15 protein-coding genes are annotated in these 18,249 nt (G+C 34.0%); 11 read left to right on the top strand and 4 right to left on the bottom strand.

Features of this window, described 5'->3' with window-relative positions:
* Window positions 1-21: 21 nt before the first annotated feature.
* From FLP_RS20090 to FLP_RS20055, 8 genes are all read left to right on the top strand, one after another.
* The gene (locus FLP_RS20090; protein ID WP_065451285.1) at window positions 22-1,215 is read left to right on the top strand and encodes a glycoside hydrolase family 76 protein; all 1,194 of its coding nucleotides are present in this window, start codon (window positions 22-24) and stop codon (window positions 1,213-1,215) included.
* A complete protein-coding gene (locus tag FLP_RS20085) occupies window positions 1,212-2,381 on the top strand; it encodes a glycoside hydrolase family 76 protein (RefSeq protein ID WP_065451284.1) in 1,170 nt (389 codons plus the stop codon). The genes FLP_RS20090 and FLP_RS20085 overlap by 4 nt, the downstream gene beginning before the upstream one ends.
* 21 nt (window positions 2,382-2,402) lie before the next feature.
* Complete coding sequence (locus tag FLP_RS20080; protein ID WP_065451283.1) at window positions 2,403-4,754, top strand: GH92 family glycosyl hydrolase; 2,352 nt, start codon at window positions 2,403-2,405, stop codon at window positions 4,752-4,754.
* Window positions 4,755-4,788: 34 nt separating this feature from the next.
* Window positions 4,789-5,955 (top strand): MFS transporter, encoded by a 1,167-nt coding sequence (locus FLP_RS20075; protein WP_065451282.1) that lies wholly within the window; start codon window positions 4,789-4,791, stop codon window positions 5,953-5,955.
* A 200-nt stretch (window positions 5,956-6,155) separates the two neighbouring features.
* Window positions 6,156-6,533 carry a hypothetical protein gene (locus tag FLP_RS20070; RefSeq protein ID WP_243397592.1) on the top strand — a complete coding sequence of 126 codons (378 nt, stop codon included), beginning with the start codon at window positions 6,156-6,158 and terminating at the stop codon, window positions 6,531-6,533.
* A 368-nt stretch (window positions 6,534-6,901) separates the two neighbouring features.
* Entirely contained in the window at window positions 6,902-7,279 is a 378-nt protein-coding gene (locus FLP_RS20065) for a hypothetical protein (protein ID WP_243397591.1), read from the top strand.
* A 92-nt stretch (window positions 7,280-7,371) separates the two neighbouring features.
* The gene (locus FLP_RS20060) at window positions 7,372-9,534 is read left to right on the top strand and encodes a TonB-dependent receptor (RefSeq protein ID WP_065451279.1); all 2,163 of its coding nucleotides are present in this window, start codon (window positions 7,372-7,374) and stop codon (window positions 9,532-9,534) included.
* A 172-nt stretch (window positions 9,535-9,706) separates the two neighbouring features.
* Window positions 9,707-11,305 (top strand): PepSY-associated TM helix domain-containing protein, encoded by a 1,599-nt coding sequence (locus tag FLP_RS20055; RefSeq protein ID WP_065451278.1) that lies wholly within the window; start codon window positions 9,707-9,709, stop codon window positions 11,303-11,305.
* 602 nt (window positions 11,306-11,907) lie between these two features.
* Here FLP_RS20055 and FLP_RS20050 read toward each other — a convergent pair.
* From FLP_RS20050 to cysC, 4 genes are all read right to left on the bottom strand, one after another.
* On the bottom strand, window positions 11,908-12,570 hold the full coding sequence (locus FLP_RS20050; RefSeq protein WP_065451277.1) for a TrmH family RNA methyltransferase: 663 nt from the start codon (window positions 12,568-12,570) through the stop codon (window positions 11,908-11,910).
* A 72-nt stretch (window positions 12,571-12,642) separates the two neighbouring features.
* Window positions 12,643-13,602: a hypothetical protein gene (locus FLP_RS20045; RefSeq protein WP_065451276.1), complete on the bottom strand. Its 960-nt coding sequence runs from the start codon at window positions 13,600-13,602 to the stop codon at window positions 12,643-12,645.
* Window positions 13,603-13,617: 15 nt separating this feature from the next.
* Window positions 13,618-14,295: an aspartyl/asparaginyl beta-hydroxylase domain-containing protein gene (locus tag FLP_RS20040; protein ID WP_065451275.1), complete on the bottom strand. Its 678-nt coding sequence runs from the start codon at window positions 14,293-14,295 to the stop codon at window positions 13,618-13,620.
* 18 nt (window positions 14,296-14,313) lie between these two features.
* Window positions 14,314-14,841: an adenylyl-sulfate kinase gene (gene cysC, locus FLP_RS20035; RefSeq protein ID WP_065451274.1), complete on the bottom strand. Its 528-nt coding sequence runs from the start codon at window positions 14,839-14,841 to the stop codon at window positions 14,314-14,316.
* A gap of 454 nt (window positions 14,842-15,295) precedes the next feature.
* Between cysC and FLP_RS20030 the strand changes: the two genes are divergently transcribed.
* The 3 genes from FLP_RS20030 to purB all read left to right on the top strand — a co-directional run bounded on the left by FLP_RS20030 (window position 15,296) and on the right by purB (window position 18,123).
* Complete coding sequence (locus tag FLP_RS20030; protein WP_065451273.1) at window positions 15,296-15,997, top strand: SIR2 family NAD-dependent protein deacylase; 702 nt, start codon at window positions 15,296-15,298, stop codon at window positions 15,995-15,997.
* A complete protein-coding gene (locus tag FLP_RS20025) occupies window positions 15,994-16,686 on the top strand; it encodes a sterol desaturase family protein (protein ID WP_065451272.1) in 693 nt (230 codons plus the stop codon). Before FLP_RS20030 ends, FLP_RS20025 begins: the two co-directional genes overlap by 4 nt.
* A 90-nt stretch (window positions 16,687-16,776) precedes the next feature.
* On the top strand, window positions 16,777-18,123 hold the full coding sequence (gene purB, locus FLP_RS20020; protein ID WP_065451271.1) for an adenylosuccinate lyase: 1,347 nt from the start codon (window positions 16,777-16,779) through the stop codon (window positions 18,121-18,123).
* The last annotated feature ends 126 nt before the right edge of the window (window positions 18,124-18,249 follow it).

Raw genomic sequence — 18,249 nt, 5'->3', positions numbered from 1 at the left:
GCCTGTTTAAAACTTTATATTATGAAAAATATTCAAAAAACAGGTCTCTTGTTAATTTCAATACTTTTTTTTTCCTGTCAGGAAAATCAAGACAATGAATTAACATCCCCAGACCCCACTGATCCGGTTGTCAGCATTAGTTATAAAGAAAAAGCAAAACAAACATTTGATTTAATTCAGCAAAACTATAAAATCAACAGCAGTGGACTTTATCTCGAAAATTTCCCTAAACAAAGTGATGACAGGCAAAGTTCCTTTCTTTGGTCACTTGATGCTCTTTTAACTGGCGTAAACCAATTAAAAGCAATAGGATATAAAGATCTGGCCTTAAGTGACCCGTACAATGCGCTCGACAAATATTACGATTCCCAGCGTTTGCCCAGTGCCTATGCTGCATTTCCGGTACAGTACAGTTTAGATGATCGTTTTTACGATGACAACGCCATTATTGCACTTGAATTAATTGAAGATTATGAAATCAATAAAAATCAGGCATCCTTAGACAGAGCAATACAACAGGTTGATTTTAGTATAACTGGGGAAGACAGCAAAGCTGGCGGCGGAATATATTGGGTAGAGCAATATAAAAATAAACCCGAAAGTGATCTTTGCAACAAAGCAGTATGTGCAACTGCTTTTACAACCACTTATCTCCTTAAACTTTATCAACATACCAAAAACGAAGAATACCTGAAATTTGCTAAAAGATTATATCTCTGGCTCAATGCAAATACACAAGATCCGGTAGATCATCTTTTCTGGAACGATATCAGGGTAAGGGACAACTTTGTTAACAAGACCAAATGGACCTATAATTCCGGTGCAATGATTACCAATAACATTTTATTGTACGAAATATCTAAAGATCAGATCTATCTTAATGAAGCCAGAGCAATTGCATCATCTGCTTATCGCATTTTCACAAGAACAGTCGATGGTAAACTGTTTTTCCCGGATCATGATTCCTGGTTTAATGTATGTCTTTTTAGAGGATATCTGGATCTTCTTAAGCACGATCCCAATGCGCAAAATTATGTAAATACCTTTATTAGCAATGCAGATTATGCCTGGGAAAAAGCCAGAAACAATTACGGATTATTTTATGAAGATTGGTCAGGAATTAAGCCCGGAAGAGACAAATGGTTGTTACAACAAGCTGCATTAGTAGAGATTTATGGCCGCATCGCCTTACTAAAAGGAGAAAAACAGTTATGAAAAAATTAATCCTCCTTATTACCTGTTGTCTGTTTGCTGTACAAGCTGATAGCCAAAACAAAGAAACAGCCTCTTACAAAACGTATAAAAACAGAGCGGAATCGTTTTATGCTCTGGTTTACGGTTTATATTATTTACCTCAACATAATTTATTTTCTGAGTATTATCCAAATACAAATCAGCCAAATATCAATTATTTTAATGATGGAGAAAAATCGGCAAAAGAAGTTTCTTTTCTTTGGCCTTTTAGCGGTATGACATCTGCTGTAAATTTGCTTTACAAAATTGATCAAAAAAAATACAGTAAGACATTGGGCAATTTGATCGAAGCTCAAAAACAATATCGCGACACAATTAGAAAACCAATAGGTTATCAGGCATATCCCGTAAGATTTGAAAAATCTGATCGTTATTATGACGATAACGGATTAGTGGGGATTGATTATATCGAAGCTTACGCTAATACAAAAGAAGCTCATTATCTAAAAGATGCCAAAGAAGTTTTTGAATTCATTATCAGCGGATGGAATGATGATCTCGAAGGGGGAGTTACCTGGCTTGAAGGTGTTCACAATCAAAAACCAGCCTGTTCTAACGGAAAAGCAACTGTTTTAGCTTTAAAAATTTATGAGCAGACAAATGACAAATATTATTTAGATTGGGGTTTAAAATTTTACAATTGGATGCACTCTCACTTACGGGCAGAAGAAAACATTTACTGGAATGATATGAAAACGGCCGATCGTTCAATTTTAAAAACTGCCTGGACTTATAATACCGGAACAATGCTTCAGGCAGCCGTAAGCTTATATAAAATTACACGCAATAAAGAGTATCTTACGGAAGCGCAGTCACTGGCAGAAGGATCTTATTTGTATTTTGGAAAAAAACAAGCCGATGGCCGTATCTCAATTTTAGATGACCCGTGGTTTACTGTCGTATTATTTCGCGGCTATCAGGATTTATATGAAGTAGATCACAACTCAAAATATGTAGATACAATTATTACAAACATCAATTATGCCTGGAAAAATGCCCGCGACAATAAAGGTTTGGTTTACAGCAATTGGAATGCTGAAAAGGATGAATCAAAAACACCAAAATGGCTGCTTAATGAAGCTGCAGTAATTGAACTTTATGCCCGAATTGCATTAATAAAAAAATAAAACACTTTAAATTATTTTATAATGAAAAAGATTTCAAACCTATTATTTATACTCATGAGCTGTATATTCAGTACAGTTTATAGTCAAAAAGAACAAAAAAAATTATCTGATTATGTACATCCAAACATAGGAACAGCCCATAGCCGATGGTTTTTTTATACTCCCGCTGCTGTACCTTTTGGACTGGCGAAATTAGGTCCTTCTACCAATGCCCATATTGGTAATGAACATGGCTGGGAAGCAACAGGATATGACGACCGTGACACATCAATCGAAGGTTTTGCCTGTCTGCATGAATTTCAGGTTGGAGGAATTGTTCTCGCACCCTCTGTTGGTAAATTACAGACAATTCCGGGAACTCTTGAAAATCCGGACGAAGGGTATCGTTCCCGATTTGACAGAAAAGACGAATATGCTACTTCCGGATATTATTCGGTTCTACTAAAAGATTATAAGATAAAAGCAGAACTTACCGCTGCAAAAAGAGTCGGTTTCCAGCGTTATACTTTTCCAAAATCAAACGAATCTCATATTATATTTGATATCGGAAACAGACAAGGCGAAAGCGGTGCAGTAAAGGAATCAAAAGTAACCATGACCCCAGATGGCCGCATAGAGGGTTATGTAATTACTACTCCGGAATACGTAAAAAAATATCAGGCAGGTGCCGAAGTGGCCATGTACTTTTCTGCCGTTTTGGATAAAAAACCAAAGACTTTTGGTGTATTCAACAAACAAGAAACACAACCTGACAAAAAAGAAATTTCGGGAATTGGAGCTGGTTTATATTTAACTTTTGACACGAAAGAAAATGAAACAATTACTGTAAAAATTGGTCTGTCGTATACTTCAATTGCAAATGCCAGATTAAATCTTGACACCGAGGCAAAAAGCACCAATTTTGATAAAGCAAAAAAGGAAGCACTTGCTACCTGGAATGAATACTTGGGAAGAATCACTGTTGAAGGTAAAAATGAAACCGATAAAATAAAATTTTATACAGGTCTATATCATGTTCTTTTAGGAAGAGGATTGTACAACGATGTGAATGGAGCCTACCCTATGAATAACGGGCAAATTGGTCAAATTCCATTAAATAGTGACGGAACTCTTAAACACAATTGTTACAATACAGATGCAATTTGGGGAGGATTTTGGAATTTAACCCAATTATGGGCTCTCGCCTATCCGGAATATTACGCTGATTGGATACAAGGACAACTACTGGTTTACAAAGATGCCGGCTGGCTTGGAGACGGACTTGCAAATAGTAAGTATGTTTCCGGCGTTGGTACTAATTTTACAGGTTTGGCAATTGCCTCTGCGTACAATTCAGGTATCCGAAATTTTGATGTAGCATTAGGTTATGAAGCTGCCTTAAAGAACGAAATTACCTGGAAAGACAGGATTGAAGGTGCAGGAAAAATGGATGTAAAACAATTTATAGAACATGGCTACTCACCACAACTGGACGACATAGGTTTTAATACCGTAACAGAAGGCTCCGGATTTTCAGCTTCGCACACATTAGAATATTCATACAGTGCTTTTGCAGTAGCACAATTTGCTAAATCATTGGGAAAAACCAAAGATTATGAACAACTAATAAAATTATCCAAAGGCTGGAAATTGTTGTATGATAAAGAGACTAAATTTATTCGCCCTAAATATGCCAACGGAAAATTTGTTGATAATTTTGATCCTTCACAACCATGGAGAGGTTTTCAGGAAGGCAATGCATGGCAGTATACTTTTTATGTTCCTCATGATATAGATGAATTAGTGGCAACACTGGGAAAAGACACCTTTAATGACCGATTGGAAACTATTTTTGAAAAATCTCAAAAAAACGTATTTGGCGGCGGCACTAAGATTGATGCATTTGCAGGATTATCAGGATTTTACAATCACGGAAATCAGCCCAACCTGCATATTTCATGGCTGTTTAATTTTTCAGGAAAACCCTATCTCACTCAAAAATGGGTACATGCCATTTGTGATGAATTTTATGGAACAGAAGGAATACACGGTTATGGTTACGGACAAGACGAAGATCAGGGACAATTAGGTGCCTGGTACGTAATGTCATCTATAGGTTTATTTGATGTTAAAGGCCTAACCGAAATTAATCCGTCATACCAAATAAGCAGTCCTTTGTTTGATAAGGTAAGTATTAAATTACCTAAGTCATTAAACAGAAAAGATTTTACAATTGAAGTGACTGATAATTCTAAAAAGAATGTTTATCTGCAAGAAGCCGCTTTCAATAATACAGATTTAAAAAATTTAAAAATAAATTTGGATGAGATAAAAAAAGGCGGGGTCATGAAAATGACTGTTGGCGATAAACCAAGTCAAAAATGGTCTAACTAATTTTATTTACTAATAAGAACTTAAATAATAAATCATGCAAAAAGAGCACACTATTTTTAAACTCTTACCAATTTTACTGGGATTTTTTATCATGGGATTCTGTGATTTAGTAGGTATTTCGGTTACCTACGCACAATCTCAATTCAATTGGAGCGAGACCCAGGCCGGTTTTTTACCCTCTATGGTTTTTTTATGGTTCTTCATATTATCAATTCCCGCTGCAATAGCAATGGACAAATACGGTAGAAAAAATCTAGTTTCAGTGGGGTTGCTTATTACATTAATAGCTACTGTTATTCCTGTTGTTTCTTTTAATGAAACAAGCTGTTATATTACCTTTATTTTATTAGGAATAGGCAACACGATTTTACAAGTTTCATTAAATCCGTTGCTTACAAATATTGTCAATGGTAAACAACTCACCAGCTTTATTACCGGAGGACAATTTATTAAAGCAATCTCCTCTTTTGCAGGACCATTATTAGTTGGTTATTTTTCTTTAAAATATGGATCTTGGGAGAAGAGTTTTTACATTTATACCCTAATTACTTCTATTTCATTGGTCTGGTTATTTTTTACCAAAATAGAAGAAGTTTCATTTGAAAAGAAAACGGCCAGCTTTTCAAAAACAATTGGTCTGTTAAAAGACAACAATATTTTATTGTCATTTCTCGGTATTCTGTGTATTGTTGGTCTGGATGTAGGTATGAATACCGTAACGCCAAAACTACTAATAGAAAGAGCTGGTTTAGCCAAAGAAGCTGCCACATATGGTTCAAGCTGGTATTTTGCAGCCCGTACAATTGGTACCGTATTTGGTGTGCTTTTATTGAGTAAATTCTCTGAGAAATCCTTTTTTAAAATCAATATGATTGTCGTACTGTTGGCATTAACAGGCTTAATTTTTGTGCAAAATCAATCTCTAATTCTCTTGTTGGTTTGCATAATTGCATTTGGATCATCGAGTATTTTTGCTGTAATCTATACTTTAGCCATAAAATCACAGCCATCTTTAACAAATGAAATATCAGGATTAATGGTAACCGGAGTAGCAGGCGGAGCTATAATCCCTCCTTTAATGGGATTTGCAACAGATTACATTGGCACTCAGCAAGGTGCCGTAGGCATAATTATATTATGCGCTGTTTATCTCGTTTATTGCTCGTTTAGACTAAACAATTCGATAATAGAAGCGAAATAAAAGAACTACCAAAACGCATAAAAAACATTTCTTATTCCGGATTTAATACTGGAAGCTTTATAAAATTTTATTACTTTTTGCTCTAAAAAATCTTCAATTATAATTTATAGTTGGAGATTTTTTTTTAGAAAAAACTCAAAATCATTCGTTATAAAACGAATAAAATGTATTTTTGCTGCCGAAACAAAGAAAATCAAATCTTGAAGAAGTTTATTATCATAGTACTTTCTTGTATGCTTTTAGTGCCATCCTTTGGCAGTTTCTTTGTTTATACCTTTTTCAAATTAAATCAGGACGAAATCTCGAAAACTATTTGTGTACAGCGCAAAATGCTTTTTAACTCCTGTAACGGCCGTTGTGAACTTCAAAAAAGTTTAAAAAAATACGCCGACAATGAAAAGAAAATGCAAAACAATCTCAAAGAAAAAGCAGAGTTTGTTTACATTCAAAATACAACTACAAACGAATTCAAATTAGTGAGTCCAATAGCATCTCAAGTAGCATTTTTTGCTTCTTTAGATCAAAAACCTATTGCTGTTGCGACAACTACTTTTCGACCTCCATCCTATTTTATATAATTTTTAAAATCACATTTTCAAATTAGTATTGAGATGTATTTCGTTGTTCGCCAAACAACGAAACCGTGTTTACGCACATTTTAAATTTAAAATTATATAAAATTCATAAAATGAAAAGACATTCCAGCAGGAGATTCTGCAAAGCTGGTTTGACAATTCGTACCGTTAGGCACCAAATATGGCTAGGAAATATCAATTGAAATAAATTTAGCGTGCCATAGTTACACTACAAAATGATAATTATGGCGTACCTACGGCACGCCAACGAATTTCAAATCAAAAACGCTACCAATATTTTGTACCTAAAGGTAAATTTCAACTTTTAATTTGCATTAAAAATAAAAAAACACAAAACAACGAAACAAGCTTTGAAAAAAATCATAATCATATTTCTTTCCTTTATGCTTTTGATGCCATCATTTGGCAGTTTCTGCGTTTATACTACATTCAAATTAAATCAGGATGAAATTTCGAAAACCATTTGTGTGCAGCGCAAAATGCTTTTTAATTCCTGTAATGGACGTTGTGAGCTTCAAAAAAGTCTTAAGAAATATGCTGACAACGAAAAAAAAATGCATGATAACCTGAAAGAAAAAGCAGAAGTCATTTATATTCATACTATTTCGTTGAGTAATTTAAAATTAGTTGTACCAATAACTACACGAAAAGCCATTTTTGCTTATTTCGATAAAAAACCAATTTCGGTTTCAAACTCTATCTTTCATCCACCATCTTACTTTATATAAATTTTAGTCCCGCTTTTCAATTCTTTTGAGAAGCCTTTCCCGTATTCTGCCAAGAGAATACCGGTTGATTTTTTAAAATTTATATAATTAAAATGAAAAAAATATCCCTCATCCTATTACTAATTATAGGACAATGTGTCGCAGCTCAGAATAAAACAGAAAAAGACACAACAAAATCTCAGGAATTGGAAAATGTTTTTATAACAGCCAATCGTACAGCCACTTTACGCAAAGAAACTCCAGTTGCAATAAGCAAAATCACGGCCAAAACAATCAACGAAACCAAAGCTACGGCGGTTTACGAAATCATCAATAAAACACCGGGAGTATTAATGGTGAATTTAGGAAATGAGCAGCACATGATGTCTATTCGTCAGCCAATGACCACCAATGCTTATTATTTATACCTCGAAGATGGTTTGCCAATTCGCCCAATGGGAATTTTTAATCACAATGCTTTACTGGAAATTAATCAGTTTAATTTGCAAAGTATCGAGGTTGTAAAAGGCCCTGTTTCTTCGCTATACGGACCTGAAGCGGTTGGAGGAACTATCAATTTGATTTCGCTAAAACCACCAGTTGATCCGGAATTTAAATTTGGTGTTCAGGCCGATAATTATGGTTACAGAAGATTTCAGGCTGCCGGCGGAGCAACAATTGGCAAAGTTGGTTTTCATATTGCGGGAATTTCCAGTTTACAGGAAAATGGCTGGATGGCGTATTCTGATTACAATAAAGACAATCTGAATGCGAGGATCGATTACAATATTTCTACTTCTACCCGATTGATCAGTAACACGATGTACGGAAAATATTATTCTGACATGAGCGGAACGGTTAACGAAGATGCTTTTAACAACAGAACATACAAAAGCACTTCTAATTTCACGTATAGAAAATCTGATGCTTTACGAACGCGATTAACATTAGAACACGATTGGAACAGTAATTCGAGCAGTTATATTACAGGATATTTACGTGATAATAAACTAGGCCAAAATCCTTCGTATGGAATCAGATGGAGCCCAACTGTAAATCCTACAACGGCAAAAGGCGAAGTAAATTCGAATAACTTTAAAAGTTATGGGGCGATTGGACAACATACTCAGAAGTTTGATTTTTTAAATACCAAACTTGTTGCGGGTGCTTTATACGATTATTCTCCAGTAACCTACTGGTCGTATGTTATTGATCTAAAGGCCAATTTGAATCCCGGAGAAGCGGGAAAACAAACCGTCGATTCTTATGAAATCATTGCACAGCATCCGGACTCAAAATTAGCCGATTATACTGCAGACATTTATAACGCTGCAGCTTATGCGCAAATAAGTTTTAACCCGATTGAAAAACTGATTCTTACGGTTGGCGGGCGTTATGACAATATGAAAGTGAATTATGACAATGCTCTTGACAATTCTACCGGAAGTAAACTTTATGATAAAGTAACCTTTAAAGCTGGTACCAATTACAATCCAGTTGAGTTTGCCGGATTTTATGGCAATTATTCACAAGGTTTTGCGCCTCCCGGAATCACTTCTATTTTTAGAACAAAACCCGGAACAGGCGGAACAACTGGCATTCCTGCAGATTTTTATTATAATCTTGAACCTGCCACTTTCAATAATTACGAAGTTGGCGGCTGGCTTTCTTTCTTTCAAAATAAATTAAATTTTGATTATGCTTTGTATTATATGGAAGGTAAAAATGAGTTACTAAACATTAAACTCGCTGATAATTCAACGGATTATCGTTCGGCTGGAGAAACACGTCATAAAGGAATTGAGTTTGGCGCTTCGTATCGTCCTTCAAAACAATTGAATATTCGTCTGGGCGGAACTTACGCGCAACACACTTATATCGATTTTAAACTTTCGGACAAACCAAGCGATCCTGTTCAGGATTTAAACGGAAAAGAAATGCCTGCAGCACCCAAATGGTCCGGAAATTCTGAGGTAAGTTATTATCCAAACTGGCTTCCAAATCTTAGAACTTCTGTAGAATGGCAGCTTGTTGGAAGCTATTATCAGGATCAGATAAATACTGTAAAATACAGCGGATATAATATATTCAACGCCAGAGTGGGTTATCAATGGAAAAAAATTGAAGTATACGGAAACGTGCTTAACCTAACGGATAAATTATATGCTTATAATGTTTCGAGAGCCAATACAACAAATGCTCAACCTACTTACACAGCAGCGGCACCAAGAACATTTGTATTTGGAATACAGTATAATTTTTCCTTAAAAAAATAAGTTTTCACCACAGATTAAAAGGATTAAAAAGATTAAGGAAGTTTAAATTTTGAACCATTAAGATATTAAGTTTCATTAAGCTTAACTTTTCTTAATCTCTTAATGGTTCAAAAATCTTTTTAATTCTTTTAATCTGTGGTGAAAAATCAAGCAAATCATAAAAACTCAAAATATGAGCAAAGAAATAAATCAAGCCAAAAAATCTAAAAAGAAAGATTCTAAATTTATCAGGAAAGTCAAACAGCACATGTACAAATGGCACCGTGTGATTGGGTTAATTACCATTATTCCAGTAATTTTCTGGACACTTTCAGGATTGATGCATCCGTTTATGGCACATTTTTTTAAACCTGAAATTGCACACGAAAAACTCGAAACGCAAGTAATTGATAAAACGCAATTGCACTTTTCGATTCAGGAAGTTTTACAAAAAAATGAACTAACGCAATTCAAAAATTTCAGAATTGTCACTTTCAACAATAAGACCTATTATCAGCTAAAAACTATAATTGGCGAACTTTGGTATTTTGATACCGCAACAGCCAAAAAACTGGAAAACGGAGATCAAAAATATGCCGAATGGCTTTCGCGTTATTTTCTGGACGATCAAAAAAGCGCAGTAAAAAATAGTGAAGTTGTAACCGAATTTACTTCGCAATACAAATATGTCAATCGTTATTTGCCGGTGTACAAATTAAGTTTCGATCGCCCTGATGCCATGCAGGTTTATGTAGAAACATCTTCCGGTAAATTGGCCACTTATAACCCAACATCAAGACAAGCGTTTATCTGGTTCTTTGATACTTTTCATAACTGGTCTTTTATTGATGCCATTTCAAACAATAGTATCCGAATCATTACGATGATTTTCTTATTGTCTATCATTGGCTTTTCTGCCTTGAGCGGAATTTTAATTTATGGTTTACTATGGAAACAATTTAAAAAAACAGATAGTTTAGCTCCTAAAAAAGGACTTAGAAAATACCATCGTCAAATTGGAATTTGGGTTTCGCTTTTTACTTTGACATTTGCTTTTAGCGGAGCCTATCACGCCACGACAAAATGGAATCCGTATACTTTATCGCAAATGGTTTACGAACCCACATTCGAAACAAAAGAAATTCCGGTGGCCAATAATAAGCTGGATTTAGACTGGAGCCGTTTTCAGAACGCGAGTATTATTACTTTAAATGACACCACATATTTCCGTTGTGAATTGCTTGAAAAACAAAAATTCAAAACATCGAAATCAGATTCTAATGCAAAATGGAATAAAAAAGATGATCCAAAATCTGAGGTAATTTATATTAATGCTGCAACCAATAAAGTCGTGCCAAATCTGGACTTTAAATACGCTGAATTTCTAGCTTATTATTTTACAGATGGAGCGCCTAAACTTGCTTGTTGCGAAATGGATCAAGGTTCAGATGAACCTCATGTTTCTTTAGAAAACGTAAAATTATTAGATTCTAAACTCTTAACCGATTTTAGCAGTCGTGAATATGGCTTTGTCAATAAAAGATTGCCTGTTGTAAAATTGGCATATGACACGCCGGAAAAAACAACGTATTTTATCGAAACTGCTACTTCAAGATTAGCTGCCGTAGTTAAAAACAGTGATATGGTCGAAGGTTATTCTTTTGCTATTCTCCATAAATTTTTATTTATGGATTGGGCAGGAAAAAATATTCGTGATCTTACAATGGTTGTAGCCGCATTAACCATTTTGATTGTTAGTATTTTGGGATTTATTTTGTTTTTGAAGAAATAGCTTCAAAGATACTAAGGCGCTAAGTTGCTAAGGTTCTAAGTTTGACAACTTCTGTTGAATTTTACTCAAAATTTCTCGTAATCCCGGTAGCTATCGGGAGCGAAGCTGCAAAGTTTTTTTTGCATAGCCCATAGCTTCAGCTAGGGGAATACGATTTAAATAGAAAAAAGGCTTTAGACAAACTTTATTGGTTTGGCTAAAGCCTTTTTGTTTCCGTTAATATTTTCATCCAGCTAAAGTTCAACTTCATTAAGTTAAGAAAAAATCTACAAAATTACTTAACCGTTTAATCAAGAAAGTAATTATAAAAATCCGTTTTTATCAGCGTTTTCGCTTTAGCGAATCAGTGAAATCAGCGTCTAATTTTGACGCGGATAAAACAGATTTACTTCGTAAAAACGCGGATAGAAACGGATTTGATTTGTAATAATTTGATTTTATAAAGACTTAATTTAATGACATTTAGCTTTAACTGGACGCTATTTAATCTTACTTTTTAAAATAAAACTTTGTGAATTCGCGAGATTAAATCTACAATTATTACTCACCTGTCAAACAAAAACTATATTCTTAGCAACTTAGTAACTTAGCCTCTTAGCAACTTATCTCGGATTCTCTTCAAAATAACGCGCTTCAATTCGTTTAATATCTTTAATCGAATTTTTAGCCCAGGCCAAACGTTTCTCCAAAATTTCCTCTTCGGATAAATGCCAGTTGATATCTGATTTTTGTAATCTGTTGGTTAAGTTTTGAATGATGATCGCGGCAGAAACAGAAATATTCAGACTTTCTGTAAAACCAACCATTGGAATTTTAAGAAAACCATCTGCTTTTTCGAGAATTTCTTCTGACAATCCGTCTCTTTCTGTTCCAAAAAATAAAGCACTTGGTTTTGTAATATCGAAATCCTCCAGCAAACAATCATTTTCATGAGGCGTTGTGGCAATAATTTGATATCCCTGCTCTTTTAAAGTCGAAATACAAGTCTTAACAGAATCAAACTGATTAATGTCTACCCATTTTTGAGCGCCCATTGCAATTTCTTTATCAATCTTCTTTCCGTAACGCTGTTCGATAACATTCAGTTCCTGAATCCCGAAAACCTCACAACTACGCATCACAGCGCTTGTATTGTGCATCTGAAAAACATCTTCGACAACAACCGTAAAATGTTTGGTACGATTTCCGAGTACTTTTAAAAATTTTTCTTTGCGGTTATCAGTCAGTATATTTTCAAGGAAAGCGAGGTAATCTAAATCAATCATTTTATTCGTGTTTGCCGCAAAAATACATCATTATTAAAACAGAAAGAAATTTCACCTCCATTTTCAACTCTATCAATACGCAACTACGCTGTTATTCAATTTTTCATGCAAAACATCGAGCCTCGAAAAGTCGATCTGCAAAGTTTCTTCTTTAAACTGATCTCCGGCAAAAACCGCGCTTTCATTTTTAGAATGTCTTTTTAAACGATCGTACATTTTGTTACCTTCATCATTAGAATAATGCACTTTTATAAAGGCTACGAATTTTTCAACAACAGCTTTCATTCCTTCATTATAATTGAGCATTACAACGTTTTGATCTGTTTTGTAAAAATCAAGAAATCCCTGAAAATATTTTTCCAATACCAAGGCGCCATATTGTTCAAAACTTACTTCATTAATCTCCTTAGGAGAAATACCAAAAACGTTAGAAGGCAATACATTTGGAACCATATGCATTCCCATCATTTTCTGATGGGATTTTAAAACTTCTGTTGGATTTCTATAAAGTAAAGCAAAAGGCATTTCAAGAAAAATGGATCTTAAATACGAAGCCTTAAAAATATGCCAGGCATCAAGTTTTATGATTAAATGCTGTTGTTCGGGAAATCTTTTTTGTCCCAATAATTTTATTATTGAATGTATTAGCATTGTTTTTTTATCCAAACTAAAAAGATCGCTTCTTAAAATTTGATCGATAATTGGCGCTTCAGAAATCATTACATTTTCTGAAGAACTCGCCAAAGACTGGCTCAACATTGTAGAACCGCATCTGGAGACATGAAAGACCAATGATTTTAGTTCGACCGAAATCAGTTCATTAGACCAATCTATAAGATTTTTTACCGTACTTATTACTTTAAATGGCTTTGAATTATAAGGATGACTTTTACACTTTGCAAGCGTTTCATCAAAAAACGGATCGGCATATTTTAGGTCTGCCAAATAAATCCATTCAAAATAAATTTCATTGTCTTTTTCGATTAATGTAACAGGAATCCAGTTGAAAAGTGGATGATTTATATTTTCCATTTTACGATTTTATTTTTATTGCAGATCTGCAATGATTTTAGCTCCGGCTTCTGATGGATTTCGGGAAAGCTCAGCAATAATCTGCTGTTTTACTTCATCTGAATATTGATTCTCCTTTGGTGATTCATTTACATCAAAACCCATCTTAGTAAACAATTCGTCAGACCAATCATTTCTTATACAATCAAGTGTAAAATGAATACGTGGCTCAGTACTTTTATTTTCTACGCTATGCGGAAGCTGAAAATTGGCATACCAACATTCTCCCATTTTCATAGGAACACGTTTTTTATCTACATAAAAAAACACATTATCGTTGGTTACAATAGGGATATGAATTCTAAAAAAACCATCTTCATAAGAGGTATCATTATCTACATGTTCTTTAATTTCACTTTTGGGATCTAATCGAAGTAATCTCACGGCTTCTTTTTCGCATTGAAACCAATCCATAATCTCTTTAAAATAATGACAGCGATCCAGTAAACTGGTATTTAGATATTCTTTGTTTGGAAAAGAGGTAATATCATTTACCAAACCCGATTGCGACCTGAGGGAAACGCTTGTCCAGTTTCCTTCGTATCGATTGGTATTAAAATGTGGTGTCCACAAATCATTTTCGCATATTACAAGATCTTCTTGCAATTGATCGATTGAAAAAGAAACCGGAAGTTTACTTGAAGAAGGATTCATATGCTGTGAAAAATTAAATTATTCAGATAAATTTTTAATGATGAAATCATATAGTTTATTAGTAGAAAAAATCTCCGTTTCCAAATCTGTTTTTAAAACTAAATCTGCATTGCATGGAATTTCGAAAACATCGCTTATTCCGGTAAAATGATTAATTTTATTAATGTCGTGATCCGGCAGCAAAGCTTTCTGATACAATCCTTTTGGATCTCTTTTGATAAGGTTGGCTATCGAACAATCTAAATATACCGTTCTCACAAATTCATAGGTTCTTAACTCGTTACGCAGATTTTCATAAGGATTAATGACTGACATTAAAACAATTGTATTTTCTTTCACAAAATTTTGTCCTACCTGAAACAAACGTCTGATATTTTCGTATCTGTCTTCTCTCGAAAATCCTAAATCACTACAAATAGTTTTACGATAAACATCTCCATCAACGATCTCAACACTATAACTTTTATCCGCTAACAAATGGCGAACATTCTGAGCCAATGTTGTTTTCCCTGAACCTGATAATCCTGTAAACTGAATTAAAATCATTGAAAGTTTATTTTACTTTACTCCACAATAAAAATAAGCCTTTTGTAAGACTCTTACAATAAGTATAATTACGCTTTTTTTCCTGTGAAAAATCAAAGTTAAAATGTGCCTACGGGCAATGTCATTAACTACAAAATTATTAAACAGTTTAATCAGGAAAGTAATTAGATAAATCCGTTTTTATCAGCGTTTTCGCTTTAGCGAATCAATAAAATCAGCGTCTAATTTTGAAGCAGATAAAACAGATTTACTTTCGTAAAAACGCGGATAAAAACGGATTTTATTTGCAGTAATTTTATTTTCTAAAAGCTTAACTTAATGAAATTGGCTTACGGCACGCTAAATTTTTTTTTAATTCTTTTTCTACCCACATTTAGTGTCTAACGGCACAAAATATTGACTTTAACTTTTTTATTCCCATAAATCACTATTTTTATCCTTCAATTGAATAATAATGAAAAAGAAATTGGTTGTTTTAACCGGAGCCGGTATAAGTGCCGAAAGCGGTATTAAAACTTTTCGCGACAGCGATGGTTTATGGGAAGGACATGATGTGATGGAAGTGGCAACTCCTGAAGGCTGGAGAAAAAATCACGAATTGGTTTTGGATTTTTACAATAAAAGACGTCAACAGCTTAAAGAAGTAGAACCTAATTTAGGTCACAAAATCTTAGCCGAATTAGAGCAGGATTTTGATGTGCACATTATTACCCAGAATGTAGATGATTTGCACGAACGTGCCGGAAGTACAAAAGTTTTGCATTTGCATGGAGAATTATTAAAAGTACGAAGCACGCGAAATCGCGATTTAATTCTGGATTGGCCGGACGATTTATATACGGGCGATCTTGATGAAAACGGACATCAGCTGAGACCTCATATTGTTTGGTTTGGCGAAGATGTTCCGGCACTTGAAGAAGCTATCGAAATTACAGAAACCGCAGATTATTTTGCCGTTATAGGCACGTCGTTACAAGTTTATCCTGCAGCGGGATTAATCTCTTACACGTATAGTATTACGCCTGTTTTTTATATTGATCCTAAACCAATTTCAATTCCCAATATTCAGAATAAAGTCGAAGTTATTGCTAAGGTTGCCTCTGAAGGTGTTGCGGAATTAAGAGAAAGATTATTTGAAATAGAAAAAACACCATGATATTCGAAAGCTGGTTACAGCAATTATCTCAGTTCAATTTACTTAGTTTATTTTTTTTCTTTTTAATCGAAAATTTTATCCTGATAATTTTTTCTGTTATTCTGGCAAAAATAATCGAATATGATAATACCAAATTAAATAACAGAGATCGCAAGTGGGTACTGTCAACCTTGATCTGCAATACCTTTATAACGCTGCTGGGTTTTGAATTATATCATTTTGGGGTTATTAAAATAGATTTTTCGCCATCGTTTTTTTCAATAATAACCGACACTTTATTGTTGATTGTTGTAATGGATTTTTTTATGTTTTGTTTCCATTTTCTGGCGCATTATTTAAAATGGTTTTCCCCTATTCACCAACTTCATCACACACATGTCGAAACAAGTGTTTATAGTTTGTATGTGCTGCATCCTGTAGAAACTTTAGGATTTGGCATTATCTGGTTATTATCGATTACAGTTTTAGACTTTAATTATCTTAGCATTATTATTTATCTTATTTTAAATCTCATGTACGGAATATTTGGTCATTTAAAAAAAGATCTCTTTCCTGATTTTTGGTATAAAAATTATGTTACAAAATGGATATCTACAACCAAATTTCATTCTGATCATCATAAAAATGAATCGCATAATTTTGGTTTCTATTTTACCATTTGGGATAAAATTTTCAAAACAATAATTTAATTTATTAGTTTCTATCATAATAACTCTTCGGTAATTTTCAGAAGTTTTAACAATAGCTTATATTTGTGCCTTTCGAAAAACAACATAACAATGACTACTTTAAACGAATTGAATGCTATATCACCAATTGACGGACGATATAGAAGTAAAACCCTTTCATTAGCACCATTTTTCTCTGAAGAAGCTCTAATAAAATACCGTGTATTAGTTGAAATTGAATACTTCATTGCCTTGTGCGAAGTACCTTTACCACAACTTGCAGATGTCAATCCAAATTTATTTGACAGCTTACGCGATATCTACAAAAATTTCTCTACAGAAGATGCTCTTTGGATAAAAGAAACGGAGAAAGTAACCAACCACGACGTAAAAGCGGTAGAATACTTTATCAAAGATGCTTTTGAAAAATTAGGCTTATCTCAATACAAAGAGTTCATTCACTTTGGTCTAACGTCTCAGGATATTAACAATACTGCTATTCCTCTTTCTACAAAAGATGCGTTTGAGCAGGTTTATATGCCATCATTAATTTCTTTAATTTCTAAATTGAAAGAATTAAGTGTAGAATGGAAGGATATTCCAATGTTGGCACGTACGCACGGACAACCGGCTTCTCCTACTCGTTTGGGTAAAGAGATTCTGGTATTTGTAGAACGTCTTGAAGAGCAAATGCGTTTATTATTTAATATTCCGTTTGCTGCTAAATTTGGTGGTGCAACAGGAAACTACAATGCACATCATGTTGCCTACCCACAAATTGACTGGAAGAAATTTGGAAATAAATTTGTTGAAACAGATCTTGGTTTACACCACTCTTTTCCAACCACTCAAATAGAACATTACGATCATTTTGCTGCATTTTTTGATGCTCTAAAAAGAATCAATACCATTGTAATCGATTTAGATCGTGATATCTGGACGTATGTTTCGATGGATTATTTTAAACAAAAAATCAAAGCGGGAGAAATTGGATCTTCGGCAATGCCTCATAAAGTTAACCCTATTGATTTTGAAAACTCAGAAGGAAACTTAGGAATTGCAAATGCTATTTTTGAACATTTGGCAGCTAAATTACCGGTTTCAAGATTACAACGTGATTTGACTGACAGTACTGTTTTACGTAATATTGGTGTGCCAATTGGACATACTATTATTGCTTTTGAAGCTTCTCTAAAAGGTTTAAACAAACTGCTTTTGAATGAAGGTAAATTTGCTGAAGATTTAGAGAGAAACTGGGCTGTAGTGGCTGAGGCTATTCAGACTATTTTACGTCGTGAGGCTTATCCAAACCCTTATGAAGCGTTGAAAGGTTTGACAAGAACAAATGAAGCTATTGATAAAAAAGCAATTCATAATTTTATTGCAACCCTGGAAGTTTCTGATGCTGTCAGAGCTGAATTAATGGCAATAACTCCTAGTAATTACGTAGGAATTTAAAGAAAACCTAAAATATTTTCTCAAAAAAAGCTATCTTTATCGAGATAGCTTTTTTTTATTTAAACCAGGAAATAGCCCAGATTACTTCACTTAACTTTTATTGTCTTAGGAGTTCAGTGAATTTCA

Origin of the sequence: Flavobacterium piscis, from assembly GCF_001686925.1 — a bacterium.
GTDB lineage: Bacteria > Bacteroidota > Bacteroidia > Flavobacteriales > Flavobacteriaceae > Flavobacterium > Flavobacterium piscis.
This window is presented reverse-complemented; position numbering and strand designations above follow the sequence as displayed.

Coding starts and splice junctions, on each gene's coding strand:
- FLP_RS20090 (WP_065451285.1), top strand. CDS start 22: ATGAAAAATATTCAAAAAACAGGTCTCTTGTTAATTTCAATACTTTTT.
- FLP_RS20085 (WP_065451284.1), top strand. CDS start 1,212: ATGAAAAAATTAATCCTCCTTATTACCTGTTGTCTGTTTGCTGTACAA.
- FLP_RS20080 (WP_065451283.1), top strand. CDS start 2,403: ATGAAAAAGATTTCAAACCTATTATTTATACTCATGAGCTGTATATTC.
- FLP_RS20075 (WP_065451282.1), top strand. CDS start 4,789: ATGCAAAAAGAGCACACTATTTTTAAACTCTTACCAATTTTACTGGGA.
- FLP_RS20060 (WP_065451279.1), top strand. CDS start 7,372: ATGAAAAAAATATCCCTCATCCTATTACTAATTATAGGACAATGTGTC.
- FLP_RS20055 (WP_065451278.1), top strand. CDS start 9,707: ATGAGCAAAGAAATAAATCAAGCCAAAAAATCTAAAAAGAAAGATTCT.
- FLP_RS20050 (WP_065451277.1), bottom strand. CDS start 12,570: ATGATTGATTTAGATTACCTCGCTTTCCTTGAAAATATACTGACTGAT.
- FLP_RS20045 (WP_065451276.1), bottom strand. CDS start 13,602: ATGGAAAATATAAATCATCCACTTTTCAACTGGATTCCTGTTACATTA.
- FLP_RS20040 (WP_065451275.1), bottom strand. CDS start 14,295: ATGAATCCTTCTTCAAGTAAACTTCCGGTTTCTTTTTCAATCGATCAA.
- cysC (WP_065451274.1), bottom strand. CDS start 14,841: ATGATTTTAATTCAGTTTACAGGATTATCAGGTTCAGGGAAAACAACA.
- FLP_RS20030 (WP_065451273.1), top strand. CDS start 15,296: ATGAAAAAGAAATTGGTTGTTTTAACCGGAGCCGGTATAAGTGCCGAA.
- FLP_RS20025 (WP_065451272.1), top strand. CDS start 15,994: ATGATATTCGAAAGCTGGTTACAGCAATTATCTCAGTTCAATTTACTT.
- purB (WP_065451271.1), top strand. CDS start 16,777: ATGACTACTTTAAACGAATTGAATGCTATATCACCAATTGACGGACGA.